This window comes from Sphaerospermopsis sp. LEGE 00249, assembly GCF_014299995.1.
Taxonomy (GTDB): Bacteria; Cyanobacteriota; Cyanobacteriia; order Cyanobacteriales; family Nostocaceae; genus Sphaerospermopsis; species Sphaerospermopsis kisseleviana.
The window spans coordinates 29737-47729 of sequence record NZ_JACJUZ010000023.1 but is presented as its reverse complement, the minus strand read 5'-3'; the positions used below and the strand labels follow the sequence as shown (position 1 = coordinate 47729).

16 protein-coding genes are annotated in these 17993 nt (G+C 36.3%); 8 read left to right on the top strand and 8 right to left on the bottom strand.

From position 1 onward, the window contains the following. Window positions 1–16: 16 nt before the first annotated feature. A complete protein-coding gene (locus H5968_RS10265) occupies window positions 17–208 on the bottom strand; it encodes a hypothetical protein (protein WP_187039893.1) in 192 nt (63 codons plus the stop codon). Between H5968_RS10265 and H5968_RS10260 the strand changes: the two genes are divergently transcribed. Together H5968_RS10260 and H5968_RS10255 are read left to right on the top strand one after the other, a co-directional pair. Further along, a complete protein-coding gene (locus H5968_RS10260) occupies window positions 195–1505 on the top strand; it encodes a hemolysin family protein (protein WP_187039878.1) in 1311 nt (436 codons plus the stop codon). The two genes, H5968_RS10265 and H5968_RS10260, sit on opposite strands and share 14 nt — an antisense overlap. Window positions 1506–1842: 337 nt before the next feature. Then, the gene (locus tag H5968_RS10255; RefSeq protein WP_187039877.1) at window positions 1843–2454 is read left to right on the top strand and encodes an exopolysaccharide biosynthesis protein; all 612 of its coding nucleotides are present in this window, start codon (window positions 1843–1845) and stop codon (window positions 2452–2454) included. Window positions 2455–2470: 16 nt separating this feature from the next. Here H5968_RS10255 and pabB read toward each other — a convergent pair whose 3' ends face one another. From pabB to H5968_RS25620, 4 genes are all read right to left on the bottom strand, one after another. Continuing rightward, on the bottom strand, window positions 2471–4546 hold the full coding sequence (gene pabB, locus H5968_RS10250; protein WP_187039876.1) for an aminodeoxychorismate synthase component I: 2076 nt from the start codon (window positions 4544–4546) through the stop codon (window positions 2471–2473). Between the two features lie 59 nt (window positions 4547–4605). Continuing rightward, window positions 4606–5787 carry an aldo/keto reductase gene (locus tag H5968_RS10245; protein ID WP_187039875.1) on the bottom strand — a complete coding sequence of 394 codons (1182 nt, stop codon included), beginning with the start codon at window positions 5785–5787 and terminating at the stop codon, window positions 4606–4608. A 99-nt stretch (window positions 5788–5886) separates the two neighbouring features. After that, window positions 5887–6597, bottom strand: a complete 711-nt coding sequence (gene rpiA, locus H5968_RS10240; RefSeq protein ID WP_096569597.1) for a ribose-5-phosphate isomerase RpiA — start codon at window positions 6595–6597, stop codon at window positions 5887–5889. An 18-nt stretch (window positions 6598–6615) separates the two neighbouring features. Continuing rightward, entirely contained in the window at window positions 6616–6744 is a 129-nt protein-coding gene (locus H5968_RS25620) for a hypothetical protein (protein ID WP_255427098.1), read from the bottom strand. A gap of 100 nt (window positions 6745–6844) precedes the next feature. On the opposite strand from H5968_RS25620, the gene H5968_RS10235 reads away from it, so the two are divergent. From H5968_RS10235 to H5968_RS10220, 4 genes are all read left to right on the top strand, one after another. Beyond that, a complete protein-coding gene (locus H5968_RS10235) occupies window positions 6845–7567 on the top strand; it encodes an S-layer homology domain-containing protein (RefSeq protein ID WP_187039874.1) in 723 nt (240 codons plus the stop codon). Window positions 7568–7768: 201 nt separating this feature from the next. Then, a complete protein-coding gene (dxs, locus tag H5968_RS10230; RefSeq protein WP_096569592.1) occupies window positions 7769–9664 on the top strand; it encodes a 1-deoxy-D-xylulose-5-phosphate synthase in 1896 nt (631 codons plus the stop codon). 544 nt (window positions 9665–10208) lie between these two features. Further along, complete coding sequence (locus H5968_RS10225) at window positions 10209–11393, top strand: DNA cytosine methyltransferase (RefSeq protein WP_187039873.1); 1185 nt, start codon at window positions 10209–10211, stop codon at window positions 11391–11393. Window positions 11394–11430: 37 nt separating this feature from the next. After that, on the top strand, window positions 11431–12093 hold the full coding sequence (locus H5968_RS10220; protein WP_187039872.1) for a restriction endonuclease: 663 nt from the start codon (window positions 11431–11433) through the stop codon (window positions 12091–12093). A gap of 354 nt (window positions 12094–12447) precedes the next feature. Here H5968_RS10220 and era read toward each other — a convergent pair whose 3' ends face one another. Next, window positions 12448–13404, bottom strand: a complete 957-nt coding sequence (gene era / locus H5968_RS10215; RefSeq protein ID WP_187039871.1) for a GTPase Era — start codon at window positions 13402–13404, stop codon at window positions 12448–12450. Between the two features lie 234 nt (window positions 13405–13638). After that, window positions 13639–14277 carry a histidine phosphatase family protein gene (locus H5968_RS10210; RefSeq protein WP_187039870.1) on the bottom strand — a complete coding sequence of 213 codons (639 nt, stop codon included), beginning with the start codon at window positions 14275–14277 and terminating at the stop codon, window positions 13639–13641. Between the two features lie 136 nt (window positions 14278–14413). Here H5968_RS10210 and H5968_RS10205 point away from each other — a divergent pair, with 136 nt between their 5' ends. After that, window positions 14414–15817, top strand: coding sequence for a carotenoid oxygenase family protein (locus H5968_RS10205; protein ID WP_187039869.1), 1404 nt, complete (start codon window positions 14414–14416; stop codon window positions 15815–15817). 63 nt (window positions 15818–15880) lie between these two features. Continuing rightward, on the top strand, window positions 15881–16930 hold the full coding sequence (locus H5968_RS10200; RefSeq protein WP_187039868.1) for a J domain-containing protein: 1050 nt from the start codon (window positions 15881–15883) through the stop codon (window positions 16928–16930). Window positions 16931–17159: 229 nt separating this feature from the next. On the opposite strand, the gene H5968_RS10195 is transcribed toward H5968_RS10200, so the two are convergent. Further along, window positions 17160–17981, bottom strand: coding sequence for an alpha/beta hydrolase (locus H5968_RS10195; protein WP_187039867.1), 822 nt, complete (start codon window positions 17979–17981; stop codon window positions 17160–17162). Between the last annotated feature and the right edge of the window lie 12 nt (window positions 17982–17993).

Below are 17993 nucleotides of genomic sequence, written 5' to 3'. Positions count from 1 at the left end.
AAAATCTAGATTGTAGTTATATGTAAACCATTTTAGGTGATTGGTGATTAGGGACTGGTGATTGGTGACTGGGGACTGGGGACTGGTGATTGGGAAAATACAAATAATTTCCCCCTGCTCCCTGCTCCCCTGCTTCTTCTTCTCCTGCCTCCTGACTCCTGACTCCTGACTCCTTGAACTCCTTCCAAAACAAAATGTCATCTATCACTATTGAAATTTTAATCATTTTGGTGCTAATTCTTGCCAACGGCGTGTTTTCCATGTCTGAAATGGCCATAGTTTCCGCCCGTAAGGTCAGATTACAGCAACTAGCCAATCAAGGAAACCTCAACGCCCAAGCTGCACTGCAACTGGCAGAGTCTCCTAATCATTTTTTATCTCTGGTGCAGGTAGGGATTACACTGATTAATATTCTCAATGGTGTTTTCGGTGGTGCTACCATTGCCCAAAGGCTAGAGAGATATGTTCAGTTAGTTCCTTTTTTGGCAGATTATAGCCAACCTATTGCTTTTGGAGTGGTGGTTTTAGTCATCACCTATTTATCATTAATTGTCGGTGAACTTGTACCCAAGCGGTTAGCATTAAACAACCCAGAAAAAATAGCCTCATCTGTAGCCCTTCCCATGCGGGCTTTAGCGGCATTAGCTTCTCCTGTGGTTTATCTTTTAAGTGTTTCCACAGAAACAGTATTGCGAATTTTAGGAGTTAGACCTTCTCAAGAACCGCAAGTTACAGAAGAAGAAATCAAGATTTTAATAGAACAGGGAACAGAAGCGGGGACTTTTGAAGAAGCGGAACAGGATATGGTAGAGAGGGTTTTTCGTTTAGGCGATCGCCCTGTGAGTTCTCTAATGACACCCCGCCCGGATATTGTTTGGTTAGACTTGGAAGACTCCCCAGAAGAAAACCGTCACAAAATGTCTGAGAGTGCCTATTCTCGTTATCCCGTATGTCAAGAGGGACTTGATCATGTTTTAGGTGTTATTCCTGTGACTGATTTATTAGCCAGGAGTTTACGCCATGAACCTTTTGATTTAACAATAGGATTACGTCAACCCATATTTGTCCCCGAAAGTACCAAGGGTTTAAAAGTTTTAGAGTTATTTAAACAAACCGCCACTCATATTGCTTTAGTAGTTGATGAATATGGAGTCATTCAAGGACTAGTAACGCTCAATGATATTATGAGTGAAATTGTCGGTGATGTTCCTGCACAACCTGGACAGGAAGAACCCCAAGCAGTGCAAAGAGAAGATGGTTCTTGGTTGGTAGATGGGATGTTACCAGTAGAGGAGTTTTTTGAACTTTTTGATATAGAAGAATTGGCAATAGAAGAAAGAGGTAATTTTCAAACTTTAGGCGGTTTAGTTATTACTCATTTAGGGCGTATTCCCGCAGCAGCAGATCATTTTGAATGGGAAAATATGAGAATTGAAGTTATGGATATGGATGGAAATAGAGTTGATAAAGTGTTGGTTATTCCTAAAGAAAAGGGTAATGGGTAATAGGTAATAGGTAATGGGTAATTGGTAATAGGTAATAGGTAATTGGTAAGAACAATATAGGAATCCTATTTGATTATTGAACAAAACTTCCTACACCAAAATTATCTAAAAACCTTTTACCTGCCTACACAAATAATTGCAGGAATCAAATCGGATCACTATAGTATAACATTAAATATACTCAGTAAGTGAACATAATCATATACTTTGTGATGCTGTAGCTGTTGAAATTTAATATCAATCAACATCATCCATTCACCCGTAACCAATAAACTACGAAAATTGCCAATGGAGAAATATGTGATTATAGTATTGGTTGATGATTCAATAGGATTTTATGCCCCTAAAATTTTCTCAAGATATTAAATTATTATTGCAACATTTAGCTGAAAAACCACTGACTTTGGGTGACGTGATTTCAGAAACATCAGAACGGGGTTTTAGCTTAGTGATTGCATTATTGGTATTACCCTTCTTGTTACCAACACCACCAGGGTTAAGCACTCCTCTAGGTGTAGCTTGCTTATTAATGTCAGGACAAATGGCACTGGGAAGGCGTACACCCTGGCTTCCTAAAAAAATTGCCTCCCTTAAATTCCCTGATTGGTTTGCTCAAACACTGTTGCGAAATTTACAGCGTGTAACCAGAATCTTAGAAAAAATCACCCGTCCACGCCTCCAGAAAATTGCTGAAAATCAATTAACTTGGCGGTTTAATGGGATGTGTCTAACCTGGTTAGCAATATTATTAATGTCCCCATATCCCCCTGCTACTAATCCTATTCCTGCTGTGGGAATGTTAATTTTAGCAGTCGCAACCATCGAATCTGATGGAATATTGATGTGTATTGGCTATGTAGCTACTGTTTTGAATACTTTGTTTTTTGGCTTCGCTTTTTATATTTTATATACAGGAGCTACTTATTTATTGCCTAATGTTTTTCGCTAGAAGTAGTTGCTAATTATCAAATTATCTTTAAAGCATCAACTACAGCTTCCGCTTTTAACAACATTTCTGCTAATTCTGCTTGGGGGTTTGATAAAATTACAATTCCCCCACCCACACCTATAGAAGTTTGTTGATCTGTTAAAATTGCAGTCCGAATCACAATGTTTAAATCTGCTGTACCATGACAACTTAAAAAACCAATTGCACCAGAATACACACCTCTTGCTTTTGGTTCTAATTTATCTATAATTTCCATAGTTCTAATTTTTGGCGCACCTGTCATTGAACCACCAGGAAAAGCATTTTTAATACAGTCAATAGCATCCATTTCTGGACGTAATAAACCCCTAATTGTAGTTACTAATTGATGTACTGTACTATAGGTTTCTACATCCATTAATTTGGGAACATGAACACTACCAACTTGACAAACTCTCCCTAAGTCATTACGCAATAAATCAACTATCATTAAATTCTCAGAACGATCTTTTTCACTGTTACGTAAACTTGCTTTTAAAAGTTCATCTTCTTGGGGTGTTTTTCCCCTGGGTAATGTTCCTTTAATGGGTTTTGTTTCTACCCAACCTTGAGAGTCTATACTTAAAAATCTTTCCGGTGAAGAACAAGCTATAGTGAAATTATCGAACTTTAAAAAAGCTGAATAAGGTGCAGGGTTAATTTTTCTGAGTGTGCGATAAAATTCTAAAGGTTCTGGTGTAAATTCTGTAGATAATTTATTGGTTAAACAAACTTGATAAGTTTCACCTTCATAAATTTCTTTGAGTGATGTTTGAATATCCTCAAGATAATTTTTTTCAGACTGTTGTAAATTAAATTTAATCTTTTCTTGTGGTTGAGGTTTAAGTTTAGATTTAATAATTGGTTGAATAGGTGATAATGTTTGTAATTTTAATTCTGTCTCTGAAAACCATGTTTTTGCAGTTTCTTCATCTGTGGTTAAACAGACTAAATAAATAACTTGTTCTTGATGATCAAAAGCAATGATTCTATCTGCTAAAATAAACATAGCATCGGGTAATTCAGAATTATGTACTAAATTTCCTCCACATTCTGCTTTTAATTCATATCCAAAATAACCCACAAAACCACAGTTAAAATCAAAGGGTAATTCCTCATTTACACAATTTACATAATATCTATTTTTAATTTCTCGTTGTAAATAATCAAAAATACTTTCATGATAAGTTGTAATTTTACCACCTTGCGTAATTTTAATTTCTTGATTTTGGGTTTGATATTCAACTAATAAACTATGAACACCGCTATTATCTCCCATAAAGGAAAACCGAGATAAACCAGGTTCATATCTACTACTATCTAACCAAAAGGTATTTACCTTGTCACCAAAAAGCTGTGTAAATACCTGTTCTGCATCAGGATATATATCTAATTTTTTACTACAAACTTGATATTGTTGCTGTTTTTGTTTTTGATGTTTTTTGGTTAAAAGTATGTTTTGATGATTTGTATTTTCGGGAATTTGATAATTATAAAAATTAGCTGTTATATTTCTAAAGTTGTTAAAAATCTCTTTTCCATATTCAGTACAAATTGATTCAGGATGAAATTGTACACCCCAAAAAGGTAAATTTCGATGACGTAAACCCATGACTACACCTTCTGGAGTCCAAGCAATTTTTTCTAAACATTCGGGTATGTCATCCGCAACAACTAAAGAATTATAACAAACAGCTAAAAATGAAGATGGTAAACCTTGAAATAATTGACAATGATTATGATAAACTTCACTTAAACGACCATGTTTAATTTCTGGTGCATGGATAATTTTACCACCATAAAAATAACCTAAACCTTGATGTCCTAAACACACACCCAAAACAGGTACTTGAATATTCTGTAAAACCTGACCACAAATACCAAAATCTTCTATTTTTTCTGGTCTACCTGGTCCTGGAGAAATAACCACATTATCAAAATCAATCTTAGTCAAATTTTCCCAGTCAACTTCATCATTACGGATGACTATAGGATTTTTTCCATTTACTTCCGCAATGAATTGATATAAATTAAAGGTGTAAGAATCATAATTATCAATGATTAGAGTTTTCACAAATAGGGAGTAGGTGACAGGTGACAGGTGACAGTAAGAAAGGAATAGGGATAAGTGAACTAACTTTGAGATAATCTTTTTACATCTTTCCCCTTTAAGATTGCATTAGCTTTAGCTAACATTTGGGGTATTTTCTCAGCATGAGGACTGTTAACTAAACATCTTCTCAAATCTAATTCATCTAATTTATCTGCTTGATTACCAGGAAACCAGTGATTACCATTACCTAAGAGATTATAACGCATTTTTCCATATTCCACCATGTCATAAGCTAAAGCTAAATTCAACAACCATAACACATATTTAATATTAATTTGTCCTGGTGTTTCTTCCCAACTTGGTAAATTTTGATCCCAAGATTTTACCCAATCTTCCCCTAAAACTTCTATAGCAGCATTTTCTAATCTGGCAATAATTGGAGGTAAGATTTCATCAGCTTTGTTTAATAATTCTAAGGTTTTTAAATGTTCATCAAAATCACTGGGTTTTGCAGCACCAATACTTAATGTATTTACCTGGGGATGACTTAAACAAAATAAGTCATTAAATACCATTGGACTTAATGGATAACATAACTTAACCAACTTTTCAGATGGTTGATATAACAAACCTCCTTTATTAGAAGGACTGATAATAAACACCCCCATATCTAACTTATTAGCAGCTTCTATTGCTGACCAATTCCATTGATTGATATAGTACCAATGGAGGTTAATATAATCAAATTCATTGGTATTAATTGCCTGTAAAATTATTTCTAAAGGTGCATGAGTAGAAAAACCAATAAATCTGACTTTTCCTGCTTTTTGTAGTTCCTTAGCAACCTCTAAACAACCACCTTCACCAAGACTATAATTTAAAAATTCGGCATTATTAATACCATGTAAACCTAATAAATCAACATAGTCTAAATTGAGATATGATAAAGATTTTTCAAATGTTTTTCTAAATTCCTTAGCATCTGCAACAGGAGAAACTTTAGTTTGGACAATTAACTTTTCACGGGGAAATGTAGGTAAAATTCTCCCTAACTGCATTTCCGAAGTTCCATAACCCCTAGCAGTTTCAATATGATTAATACCTAAATCCAAAGCGCGATGAATAACAGCTTTTAAATTTTCCTGATTATCTTGAGGAATTTCCTCTAGTTTAACATCTTGCCATTTAAATTGATAACGCATTCCCCCGCAGGAAAATACCGGCATTTGTAAATTTGTGCGTCCAAATCTTCTGTATAACATCACGGAATTTTAGATAATAATCATGTACTTTCTTTGCGCCTTTGCGTCTTGGCGTGAGCTTTTTTCATAGGTGGGAAAAACCCACCCTTTTTATTTTACCTACATTTGACGAACAACAGGTTGACCATCAATAACTTCACCAATTAAAACCTGACTGACACAGTTAACAAAGATGCCATTTTCCAAAACACCAGGAATATTATTCAGTGTTGTTTCCAAAGTTACAGGATCATCAATACTATCAAATCTGACATCTACCACCATGTTACCTTGGTCAGTGATTACAGGACCTGCTTTTTTCACACCCATACGTAATTCTGGCTGACCACCGAGTTTTTTGATAGCATTAATGACTGGAGTAATAGCCATCGGAATGACTTCCACAGGTACCGCAAAAACAGAACCCAAACGGTCAACCAACTTACCGCTATCAACTACCACAATAAATTCTTTTGCTAGATAATCTACCACTTTTTCGCGGGTATGTGCAGCACCACCACCTTTAATCAAGTTTTTATGGGGGTCAACTTCATCAGCACCATCAATAGCGATATCAATATGATCAATAGCGTCTAAAGTGGTGAGAGGAACACCGTACTGTTTTGCTAACACTTCCGACTGAAACGAAGTAGGGATACCGACAATATCTTTAAGTTCACCAGACTTGAGGCGATCGCCCAAAAACTGTATAGTGTAAGCTGTAGTTGAACCCGTACCCAACCCAACAATAGAACCTGATTTTACTAGGTTCGCTGCTGCTTTACCAACTTCTTGCTTCATTAACTTTACGGGATCTGCTGATACGGACATTCTCAACTCCTGAAAATTTCACAACATGAAAAATACTCTCATAGCCGAATATACTACAAAATTGGTGATTGGTGATTGGTGATTGGTAATTGGTAATTGGTAATTGGTAATTGGTAATTGGTTAAATAATATATAATTTTCAATCACATTAATTATACATTTTTAGGGAAATCAGAAACATTAAAAAAAAGTAACCGTCAATATCCAAGAACGAAGCTGAAAATAAACAATTACAATAATCTGGGATATGAAGAAATTAGCAATTTTGACCTTGGGGACATTGAACTTATTAACCTTCCTGTTTATATTTCCAGTCATTGCCCAGGAAGTCAACACACCAAAGCTTTCTATTGAAAATAATATTGAAAATCTTGTTGAAAATACAGACAAGAGCGATTTAGATTATATCCAAAAAGTTGTAGAATCAAAATTAATGGATAACTTACCCGATGGAAAATTTTATCCAGAAAAATTAATCAGTAGGGCAGAATTAGCAGCAATTTTAGTCAAAGCATTTTATTTAGATAAACGCCAAGCAGCTAAACAAGAAAAAACCATAAATGTACCAGATGTTCCGAAATATCATTGGGCATATCAAGATATTCAAACAGTGCTGAAAACCGATATTATGAAAGGATATCGGGGAAATATGTTTTTTCCAAACCAAAGAGTCACTAGGGCAGAAGGTTTAGCAATTTTTGCCCAAGCTTACGGAGTGTTTCAGTTTCCAAATGCAACAGTGAACCAGATTTTATCAAAATACCCTGATCAAAATTCTATACCGACATGGGCAAGAAAGGCGATCGCCACAGTCATAGCAGAAGGTTTCATCAACACAGACCCTAACGGTAATCTTAACCCATTAAGCCCCATGACTCGCGGTGATATGGCTTACTTGTTAAGTAGATATTTGCAACGTCAGCAAAAACAGGCAGAAACACCCATAGTTCCCACTACCCTGAAATTTTAACGGAGAGATGGGGTGATGGGGTGATGGGGTGATGGGGAGAAATTATTTGTATTTTCCCAGTCACCAATCACCAGTCACCAGTCACCAATCACCAGTCAACGTTATATTGATAAAACTGGTGACAGTGAGATTTTTATAGTCCCGGAAGTGGGAAAATCAATTAATGCCAAAAAGTAGAGTTAGAGAGGAAAACCTTATAATATGCACCTGAGTGAAATTACCCATCCTAACCAGTTGCACGGTTTGTCTATTCGGCAGTTACAGCAAATAGCCAAACAAATTAGAGATAAACACTTACAAACCGTAGCCGCAAGTGGGGGACATTTGGGACCAGGTTTAGGAGTTGTAGAATTAACCTTGGGACTATATCAAACATTAGACTTAGATCGGGATAAAGTAATTTGGGATGTAGGACACCAAGCTTATCCCCATAAACTAATTACCGGACGCTACCACGACTTCCACACCCTCAGACAAAAAGACGGAGTAGCGGGATATCTCAAACGTTGTGAAAACCAATTTGATCACTTTGGCGCAGGACACGCTTCTACAAGTATTTCCGCCGCTTTGGGTATGGCCTTAGCCCGTGACTTAAAAGGGGAAAAATTTAAAACAGTAGCGGTGATCGGTGATGGTGCTTTAACCGGCGGTATGGCATTAGAAGCTATTAACCACGCAGGCCACCTCCCTAAAACTAACTTGTTGGTAGTTCTCAATGATAACGAGATGTCCATTTCTCCCAACGTCGGCGCTATTCCCCGCTACTTAAATAAAATGCGCCTCAGTCCCCCGATGCAATTTCTCACTGATAACATTGAGGAACAATTTAAAAATATACCCTTTGTTGGTGATGAACTAGAACGCATTACCGAAGGGATGAAACGGTTAGCTGTTTCCAAAGTTGGCGCAGTTTTTGAAGAACTAGGTTTTACCTACATGGGTCCAGTGGATGGCCATAATTTAGAAGAACTGATCGCCACCTTCCAACAAGCACATCAAATGACTGGTCCAGTGCTGGTTCACGTAGCCACCGTCAAGGGTAAAGGCTATGAAATGGCAGAAAAAGACCAAGTAGGCTATCATGCCCAAAACCCCTTTAATTTGACCACTGGTAAAGCTATTCCTTCTAGTAAACCTAAACCACCTGCTTACGCAAAAGTCTTTTCTCACACTTTGGTGAAATTAGCAGAACAAAACCCGAAGATAGTCGGTATTACTGCTGCTATGGCTACAGGTACAGGTTTAGATAAATTACAAGCTAAATTACCTAACCAATATATTGATGTGGGTATTGCTGAACAACACGCCGTTACCTTAGCTGCGGGTTTAGCTTGTGAAGGTATGCGTCCGGTAGCTGCCATTTATTCTACCTTCTTACAACGTGCCTACGATCAAATTATCCATGATGTCTGCATTCAAAACCTGCCTGTATTTTTCTGTTTAGATCGGGCAGGTATTGTAGGTGCTGACGGTCCAACTCACCAAGGGATGTATGATATAGCTTATCTGCGTTGTATTCCCAACATGGTGTTAATGGCACCCAAGGACGAAGCAGAACTACAACGGATGACAGTCACAGGTATTGAATATACCGATGGACCGATCGCTATGCGTTTCCCCCGTGGTAATGGTTATGGTGTTCCCTTGATGGAAGAAGGCTGGGAAGCGTTGGAAATTGGTAAAGGGGAAATTCTCCGCCAAGGCGATGATGTGTTAATTGTCGGCTATGGTACGATGGTTTACCCAGGTATGCAAGCAGCAGAAATTCTCAGCGAACACGGTATTGAAGCCACTGTCATTAATGCCCGATTTGTGAAACCTTTGGATACAGATTTAATTGTACCTTTGGCAAAACAAATTGGCCGAGTTGTCACTTTGGAAGAAGGTTGTTTAATGGGTGGTTTTGGTTCTGCGGTAGCGGAAGCTTTACTTGATGCTGATGTGGTTGTACCAGTTAAAAGAATTGGTGTTCCTGATCAGTTAGTAGATCATGCCACACCAGATGAATCTAAGGCTAGTTTAGGTTTAACCAGTCAGCAAATTGCAGAAAATATTATGCAAGCTTTCTTTAAGAAAGAATTAGCTGCTGTTAAGTAGTTTTCTTTTTTCGTTCCCATACTCTGTATCTCTTGTTATCTCTCGTTCCCATACTCTGTATGGGAATGAATTATTTAAGGCTCTGCCTTTAACATCCTGAAAATCCTCAAATCCTGGTAATCCTGATTCTGACAAAATTTATCTATTTCCTCACGCAAAGACGCAAAGGCGCAAAGAAGATATCCTGTACATTCTTAAATACTGATTCTGATAATCTGCGTTCTTATCCTGAAAATCCTTAAATCCTGGATGTCTTGATTCAGATAATAATACTCCCTTGGATTATTCTAAAACCTATCATAACACAACCCTGTCAGAAGTCAAGACCCTTGAAAATACGTTGAGTCATTCGCAACCATTCTCAATAATTTCGGGCTAAAAAAGGGTGTTGAAACTTTTTTGGGATTTTGGGGTTAAGAATTGTTAAGGTAGTGACGTTAAGACGGAAAGATAAAATTAATTCATTCCTGGGTTTTTCTAGTTCCCATACTTTGCTATAGTAATCATTGAACCACAAAGAAAACGAAGCTATTTTTAGAAGTTAATGAAAACAGAAAAAACACAAGAATTATTAACGGCTATAGAGTTATTTGCAGGTATTGGAGGTTTTCGTTTAGGTTTGGAATCTGCTAATATTCAAACTATTTGGGCAAATGATATTAATGAATTATCTTGTCAAGTTTATCAGAGTAATTTTGGTGATGATTCTATTGTTTTAGGTGACATTAATAATATTTCTATATCCGATATACCTAATCATAATCTTTTAACTGCTGGTTTTCCTTGTCAACCTTTTAGCCCTGCTGGTAAAAAACTAGGAGTAAGAGATCAGGTTAGAGGAACATTATTTGAACGTATTGTGGAAATTATAGCTGTAAAACAACCACAGTATTTTTTATTGGAAAATGTCAAAAGACTTTTAACAATGGAAAATGGTTATCACTTCAAAGTTATTTTAAATGCCTTATCTGAATTAGATTATTTAATTGAATGGAGAATCATTAGTCCTATTAGTTTTGGTATTCCTCAAAATCGAGAAAGAATTTTTATTTTTGGTACTAAGTTTAATTCTGTCAATATCAATTGTGATTTTTTAGAAAAAACATCTGTATTTTTAACCCAAAAAGATTTGATAAATCTAGAAGATATAGATTTTCTCATAGAAAAATATATGTCCCCTATAGCTGAAAGTAAAGGCAAGAATGGTAATTGGGGAATTGCTTATAAAAATAAAATGTTTACTCGCAATATGTCGCTATTAGCAGATATTAAACCCAGAAAAATGCTAAAAGATATTTTGCAAGATGAGACAGCAATAGAACCTCAATTTGATTTTACAATTGATACTTTAGAAAGGATTAAAAAAAGTAAGGCTGTGAATCGTTATTGTCAAGGAGTAGAGATATTATATAATCAGGATGGAGGTTCAAGACTGGGTTATACAATATTTGGTATTAATGGTATTGCGTCAACATTAACTGCTTCTACTTCCAGACACTATGAACGCTATAAAGTAAATGATAAATATCGACGTTTAACTAACATTGAATATGCGCGGTTAATGGGTTTTCCTGATCATTGGTGTAGAGAAGCAAAAATTTATGATCAATATGCTTTGTTTGGTAATGCAATTGTTCCTGCTTGTGTAGAATGGGTATGTAAAAGAATTGGTAAAAAAAATATTGAGTTTAATAAATCTAATTGCCAACAATTAACTTTAGCTATTTAGTTTTTTTTATTTCCTTATTTAATGAATTTTGCAAAATATGGAATTACTCACACTTGAATCGTTGAAAATGGCTGCACGTAGTTTTTGCTTAGAACTGAGTGCAACACCAATTAATAATTTATATGGAGTTACAGATGGAAAAGCTGTAGGAACTTACGTAGAATCTACTTTTAATCAATATTTATCAAAGAGGTATGATTACACTCTTGGTAGTGCAGCGTTAGGAATAGATTTTCCTGGTTTAGAAGTTGATTTAAAAGTAACTTCAATCCGACAACCTCAATCTTCATGTCCCTTTAAAAATGCCAGTCAAAAAGTATATGGTTTAGGTTATCATCTGTTAATATTTAGCTATGAAAAAAATGATGACTATAATTCTCATACTGCAAATCTAAACTTTCAAAACGTTGTTTTTGTAGATAAAAAACGTACTGGAGATTATCAAACTAGCTACGGTTTACAAGAAATTTTACGCCGTCATGGTAATAAAGATGATGTGGTCGCTTTTTTAGAAGAACGAAATTTTCCGTTAGACGAAATTGGTAGAGAAACACTTGCAGAAAGAATTTTACGTGAACCTCCAGAAATTGGCTATCTGACTATTTCCAATGCTTTACAATGGCGATTACAATATAGTAGAGTGATCCAAGTCTCTATTGCAGGAAACACAACAGGTATAGAAAATCTCTTAATTTCTTAATTCACACAAAACTATTTAAAGTTAACAGTAAATCAAATATTTGCTTGATTGAAAATGATGGGTGGATGATATTTTTGTCTGAATCAGGATGTCCAGGATTAAAGGATGTACAGGATGAAAATGACAAATCTCTCTAAAAACCTCTTTCCTTTGTGTCCTTTGCGTCCTTTGCGGTTCGTTATTTAGTGACTTGTGCGTAACTAACCATCATCAAATAACATCCTGAAAATCCTCAAATACTGGAAATCCTAATTCACACAAAAATCTATTTCGCGCAAAGTCGCTAAGGAGCAAAGTCGCAAAGAAGATATCCTGAAAATCCTGATTCAGACAAAATCCCCATTCCCCCATCTTCTATTCTTCCACCCTATATCCTAACTCTGCTAACCTCACCCGTGAATGTCGCCATTTTGGTTGCACTTTCACAAACAACTCTAAATAAACTTTACCCGCAATTAGTTTTTGGATTTGTTCACGCGCAGCACTACCAATAGATTTTAACATTGTCCCACCTTTACCAATTAAAATTCCTTTTTGGGAATCTCTTTCTACATGAATAGTTGCAAGTACACGGGTAATAGTTGGGTTTTCTTCTACTAAGTCAATGGCGATCGCCACTGAATGAGGTACTTCTTCACGAGTCAACAATAAAATCTGTTCCCTGATTAATTCCCCCATAATAAATCTTTCCGGTTGATCTGTCACCAAATCTGGTGGATAATAAAAAGGACCAGGTTCTAAATGTGCAATTAATAAATCTTGCAGTTCTAGTAAACCCTCACCATTCACCGCTGAAAATTTGACAATTTGCCATTCATTTTCTCGCGCTAATTCAATATAACTATTATCTATTTTTTCCGAATCTGCTGGTTGTTCATCAATTTTATTAATACCCAAAATTACAGGTATTTCACTCCGACTTAATAACTCAGCAATAAAGCGATCGCCTCCACCACAAACCGCTGTTCCATCAACTACAAACAATACCACATCTACCGATTCAATGGCTATTTTGGCATTTTGTACTAGCACTTCCCCCAGTTGATGATGTGGTTTATGAATCCCTGGAGTATCCACAAAAATTAACTGCGCTTTCTCAGTAGTTAAAATTCCCCTTAACCGATTTCTAGTAGTTTGCGCTACTGGTGAAGTAATCGCTATTTTTTGTCCTATTAATTGATTCATCAAAGTAGATTTACCGACATTAGGACGACCAATAATACCGATAAACCCAGATTTAAAATTAGCAGGTGCTTGGGGAATCGCAAATTCTTCAGCAACTGTAAAACTATAATTATCAATATTACTCACGTTTGATTACACCTTTATATTTTCAAATTAAAATAGATTGGTTTTTTCCCGAAAATAAAACATACATAAAATCACAAACATAAAATTACAAACATAAAATTACATTGTTATGTGCGAGTATGTCTTTATTTTTAGTGTAATCTATTTTGGAATCAGGTAACAGGTGACAGTAAAAAACCAAGAGTTTATTCTTCCCAATCACCAATCACCAATCACCAATCACCAATCACCAATTTACGTTCCTCCTAAACTTCGCAATCTTGCATCTAAATGAGTCCGATCTGCTAAAGTTAACAACATCGGACCATGTTCAGTAAATTCTATAATACTCACAGAACCAACGGGACATCCCCAACGATAACGAAAACGCCCCACATCAATACCTAACAAACTACACAGAATAATTCTAATTGTTGCTTTATGAGTAACAACTAAAACATTACCATTTTTGTAAAGCTGTTTAATTTCTTCAATCACCTGCATAGCGCGAGAAGCAATTGTTACAGCTAATTCTCCTCCATTGGGTGCATACCAAGCCGGATCAGCAGACCAGCGCAGATAATCATCATGATATTCCTGACTGATCACTTCTGGGGTTTTTCCTTCCCATTTACCATAGTTAATTTCTCGTAAACCATCACGCAATATTGGTTGTATTCCTAACGCCGTATATAGAGGTTTTGCCGTCTCCATAGTGCGACGCATGGGACTAGCAAAAATTGCTTCCCAAGGAGTAGAACGATAAGCAGCAGCAAAAGCATGAGCCATTTCTACACCTTCAGGAGTTAATTCTGAATCTATCGAACCACAAAAAGCATGATTGCGGCTACATTCTGTTTCACCGTGACGGAGTAGGTAAAGAGTTAAACTCATAACAATTTTAGATTTTAGATTTTAGATTTTAGATTTTGGATTTTAGATTTTAGATTTTGGATTTTGGATTTTGGATTTTGGATTTTGGGAAATAGCTATATTAAATAAAGTACCTTCATAAAACTCAACAATAACAATGACCACCACCTTAGTAAACCCCTATTTAGATGGGAATTTTGCCCCAGTTAGCCAAGAAATTACCGCAGAAACCTTGAAAGTCATTGGTGAACTACCCCCCGACCTTTCCGGGATGTTTGTTCGTAATGGACCAAACCCCCAACATTCACCCATAGGACAATATCACTGGTTTGATGGTGATGGAATGTTGCACGGTGTAGAAATTACCAATGGTAAAGCTATTTATCGTAACCGTTATGTGCGTACTAGAGGTTGGAACATTGAAAACCAAGTAGGGAAAGCTGTTTGGAGTGGACTTTTAGAACCACCGCAAATGGACAACCCTTATGGACCAGGGAAAAACACCGCTAATACTGCCTTAGTTTGGCACGCTGGACAATTTTTAGCATTGTGGGAAGGAGGATCACCCCATAATATTCAACTTCCTGAATTACAAACCATAGGAGAATATACTTACAATCATAAACTAACTTCCCCTTTTACCGCCCATCCCAAAGTAGACCCAGTTACCGGGGAAATGATGTTCTTTGGTTATTCCTTTGCACCCCCGTACTTACAATATGGCGTAGTTTCTGCACAAGGGGAAATATTGCAGACTGTACCCATTGAACTACCAATAGGGGTAATGATGCACGACTTCGCCATTACTGAAAATTATACCATTTTCATGGATTTACCCCTGACATTCAGTGTAGAACGGATGCAAAGGGGAGAACCAATGATGATGTTTGAGAGCGATCGCCCCAGTCGTTTTGGCATTTTACCCCGTCACGGAGACAACAGCAATATCCGTTGGTTTGAGGGTCCTTCCTGTTACGTTTTCCACACCATGAACGCCTATGAAACAGAAGACGAAATCATCCTTATTGCTTGTCGCATGAGTTCTACCACCGTATTAGAAACCAATATCTCAACAAATGATCCCACCGCAAATATACCCCTCTTACATCGTTGGCGTTTTCACCTCAAAACAGGTACAGTCACAGAAGAAAAGTTAGATGACGTACCCGCAGAATTTCCCCGTGTTAACGAAAACCTGCTAGGGAGAAAAACCCAATACGGTTATGCTGGCAAAATGGCTAATAGTCCTCTGCCTTTATTTGATGGTGTAATTAAGTATAATTTCCAAGATGGCAAAACCCAAACCCATGAATTTGGAGAAGGGCGTTATGGTGGTGAAACTGTATTTGCACCTCGTTTAAATACAACCACAAATGCAACCACAGAAGATGATGGTTGGTTAGTTACTTTTGTTTATGATGAAAATTCACAAACTTCTGAATTAGTAGTTATCAATGCTCAAGATATCACCAGTGAACCAGTTGCAAGAGTAATTATTCCCCAAAGAGTACCCTATGGTTTTCACGGTGCTTGGATATCCCAAGTACAATTAAATAGATAATTGGGCATGGGGCATTGTAAAATTAAATTAATCAACTCTTGCCAATTCCCCATTCCCAATTTTATGCCTAAAAAAACCAAGTCTGCATCACCAACACCCCCAACAACCACCACCCTAGCACTTTCTGACCTGCATATATATTTAGCATCTCTAGAAAAAGAACATCAATCCTTATTGAAACAGATTAAGAAAAAGCGCACGGAAATCAGTAATTTTGTTGAAAAAATGCGTTCTCTAGCTACAGAAATATTTCAAAAAGCCAGTCCTTGTTTCCAAAAAATGTCAGATTTGGATCAAGAAATTCATGGGTTATTTCAGGAAATTCTGACTACTAGAAAATTTGGTAAACAAACCCAAAACAAAATAGAATCCCTGTACATGAATTTACAAATGTCAGGAATAATTAGCCCCAAAGCTGTGGGTGAAGATGAAGATACTGAACTAGATGAAATGTTTGAAAACCCAGAAACAGACAATCATCAACATCGTCAAAATCAATATTGGGATTCACAACAGGAAGTTGAATCAACCTCTGCTAGTAGAAGTGAAGATTCTCGAAAAATTAGACAGACATTTTTAAAACTAGCAGAAATCTTTCATCCAGACAAAGTACAAGATTCTGAAACACATAAATCTCATACAGAGATCATGAAAGAAATTAATAAAGCTTACCAAGAAGGAGATTTAGCCAGACTATTAGAAATCGAAAGACAACATCAGTTAGGGGAAAATATTGATAATAATAGCGAAGATGATTTAAATCGCAGATGTAAAAATTTAGAACAGCAAAATGAAATTCTCAAAACTCAATATGAGAAATTAAAACAAGAACTGAGATTAGCTAAAAATACTCCTGAAGGAGCAATGGTTTCTGATGCTCGCAAAGCTGCTAAACACGGAATTGATGCCACAGGTGTCATGTTGCAGCAATTAGAATCTCAAATTGAAATTGTAGTTGATATTCGTGATTTTATTCAGAACTTTAGAGACAAGAAAATTACCATCAAAGAATTTCTGGAAGGTCCACCCAGTTTGCGTTCCCTCAGAGAAGAAATGATGGAAGAACTCTTAGAAGAAATGATGGCAGAATTTGGCGGAATAATTAATTTTTAAGGAGTCGTAGGGGCGAAGCATTCGGAAAATAACCTGTGATAAAAATTGATAATTGTCTCGTTCCCATACTCTGTATGGGAATGAATTATATAAGGCTCTGCCTGGAGTCAAAAAGATGCTACAAAAGAGGTAGAACCTCTATGATGGCATTCCCAGTCAGAGACTGGGAACGAGATAAACGAGATAATAGGAGTCAGGAATTAGAAATTTTAGAAATTAGCAGCAGGATTTAATTTTTAGATACTAATTCAGCAAACTCTCTCAATTTCTGACCATATTTTTCTTGTGCAACATCAAAAAAATCATTATGATTTGCATTTTCCACCCACAAATAAAGCTTAGGTGTAGTGACAGCAGCAAACAATTTTTCCCCATGCTCAAAAGGAACAATATTATCTAACTTACCGTGCATCACTAAAACCGGAACTTTGACTTTTTTGATTTTCTCTAAATTATTAAACTTATCAAATGGTAAAATGGGAAAAGGTACAACTACCCGAAAAGCCGAAGTAAAGGTACTTTCCACCACTAAACCCGCTATCGGTTTTCTTGCTGCTAAGTCTACCGCTGAACCACCCCCTACAGAACGCCCAAACACAATAATTTGCTCTGGTTTGATTTTTAAATCTTCTGTTAAATAATTATAAGCAGTATCAACATCTTGATAAGCAGCATTTTCTGTAGGTGTTCCCTCACTCGTACCATAACCCCGATAGTCATAAGCAAAGACACTAAAACCCACATCCCGTATTTTTTTTAAAGTTGCTCTAATATCTCCCAAGTCTTCAGCATTTCCATGAACATAAAGAATAGTGTACTTAGCAGTAGGGTTTGGTAAATAAACTGCGGAAATTTGCTGATTTTCCCTCGTTTTCAGTTTGATAATATCTTTTGTATCCTCATAGCTAGAAGGTTGGGGTAAAAAAATCATGCTATCAGCACAAAAATACACATAGACCGCAAATAAGGTATAGATTACAACAAAAGACCGAATCATCCGCTTCCAAGTAAAATCCCCAATTAATAGTTTTTTGAGCCGTTGTTTATTCATGATCTAAAATAG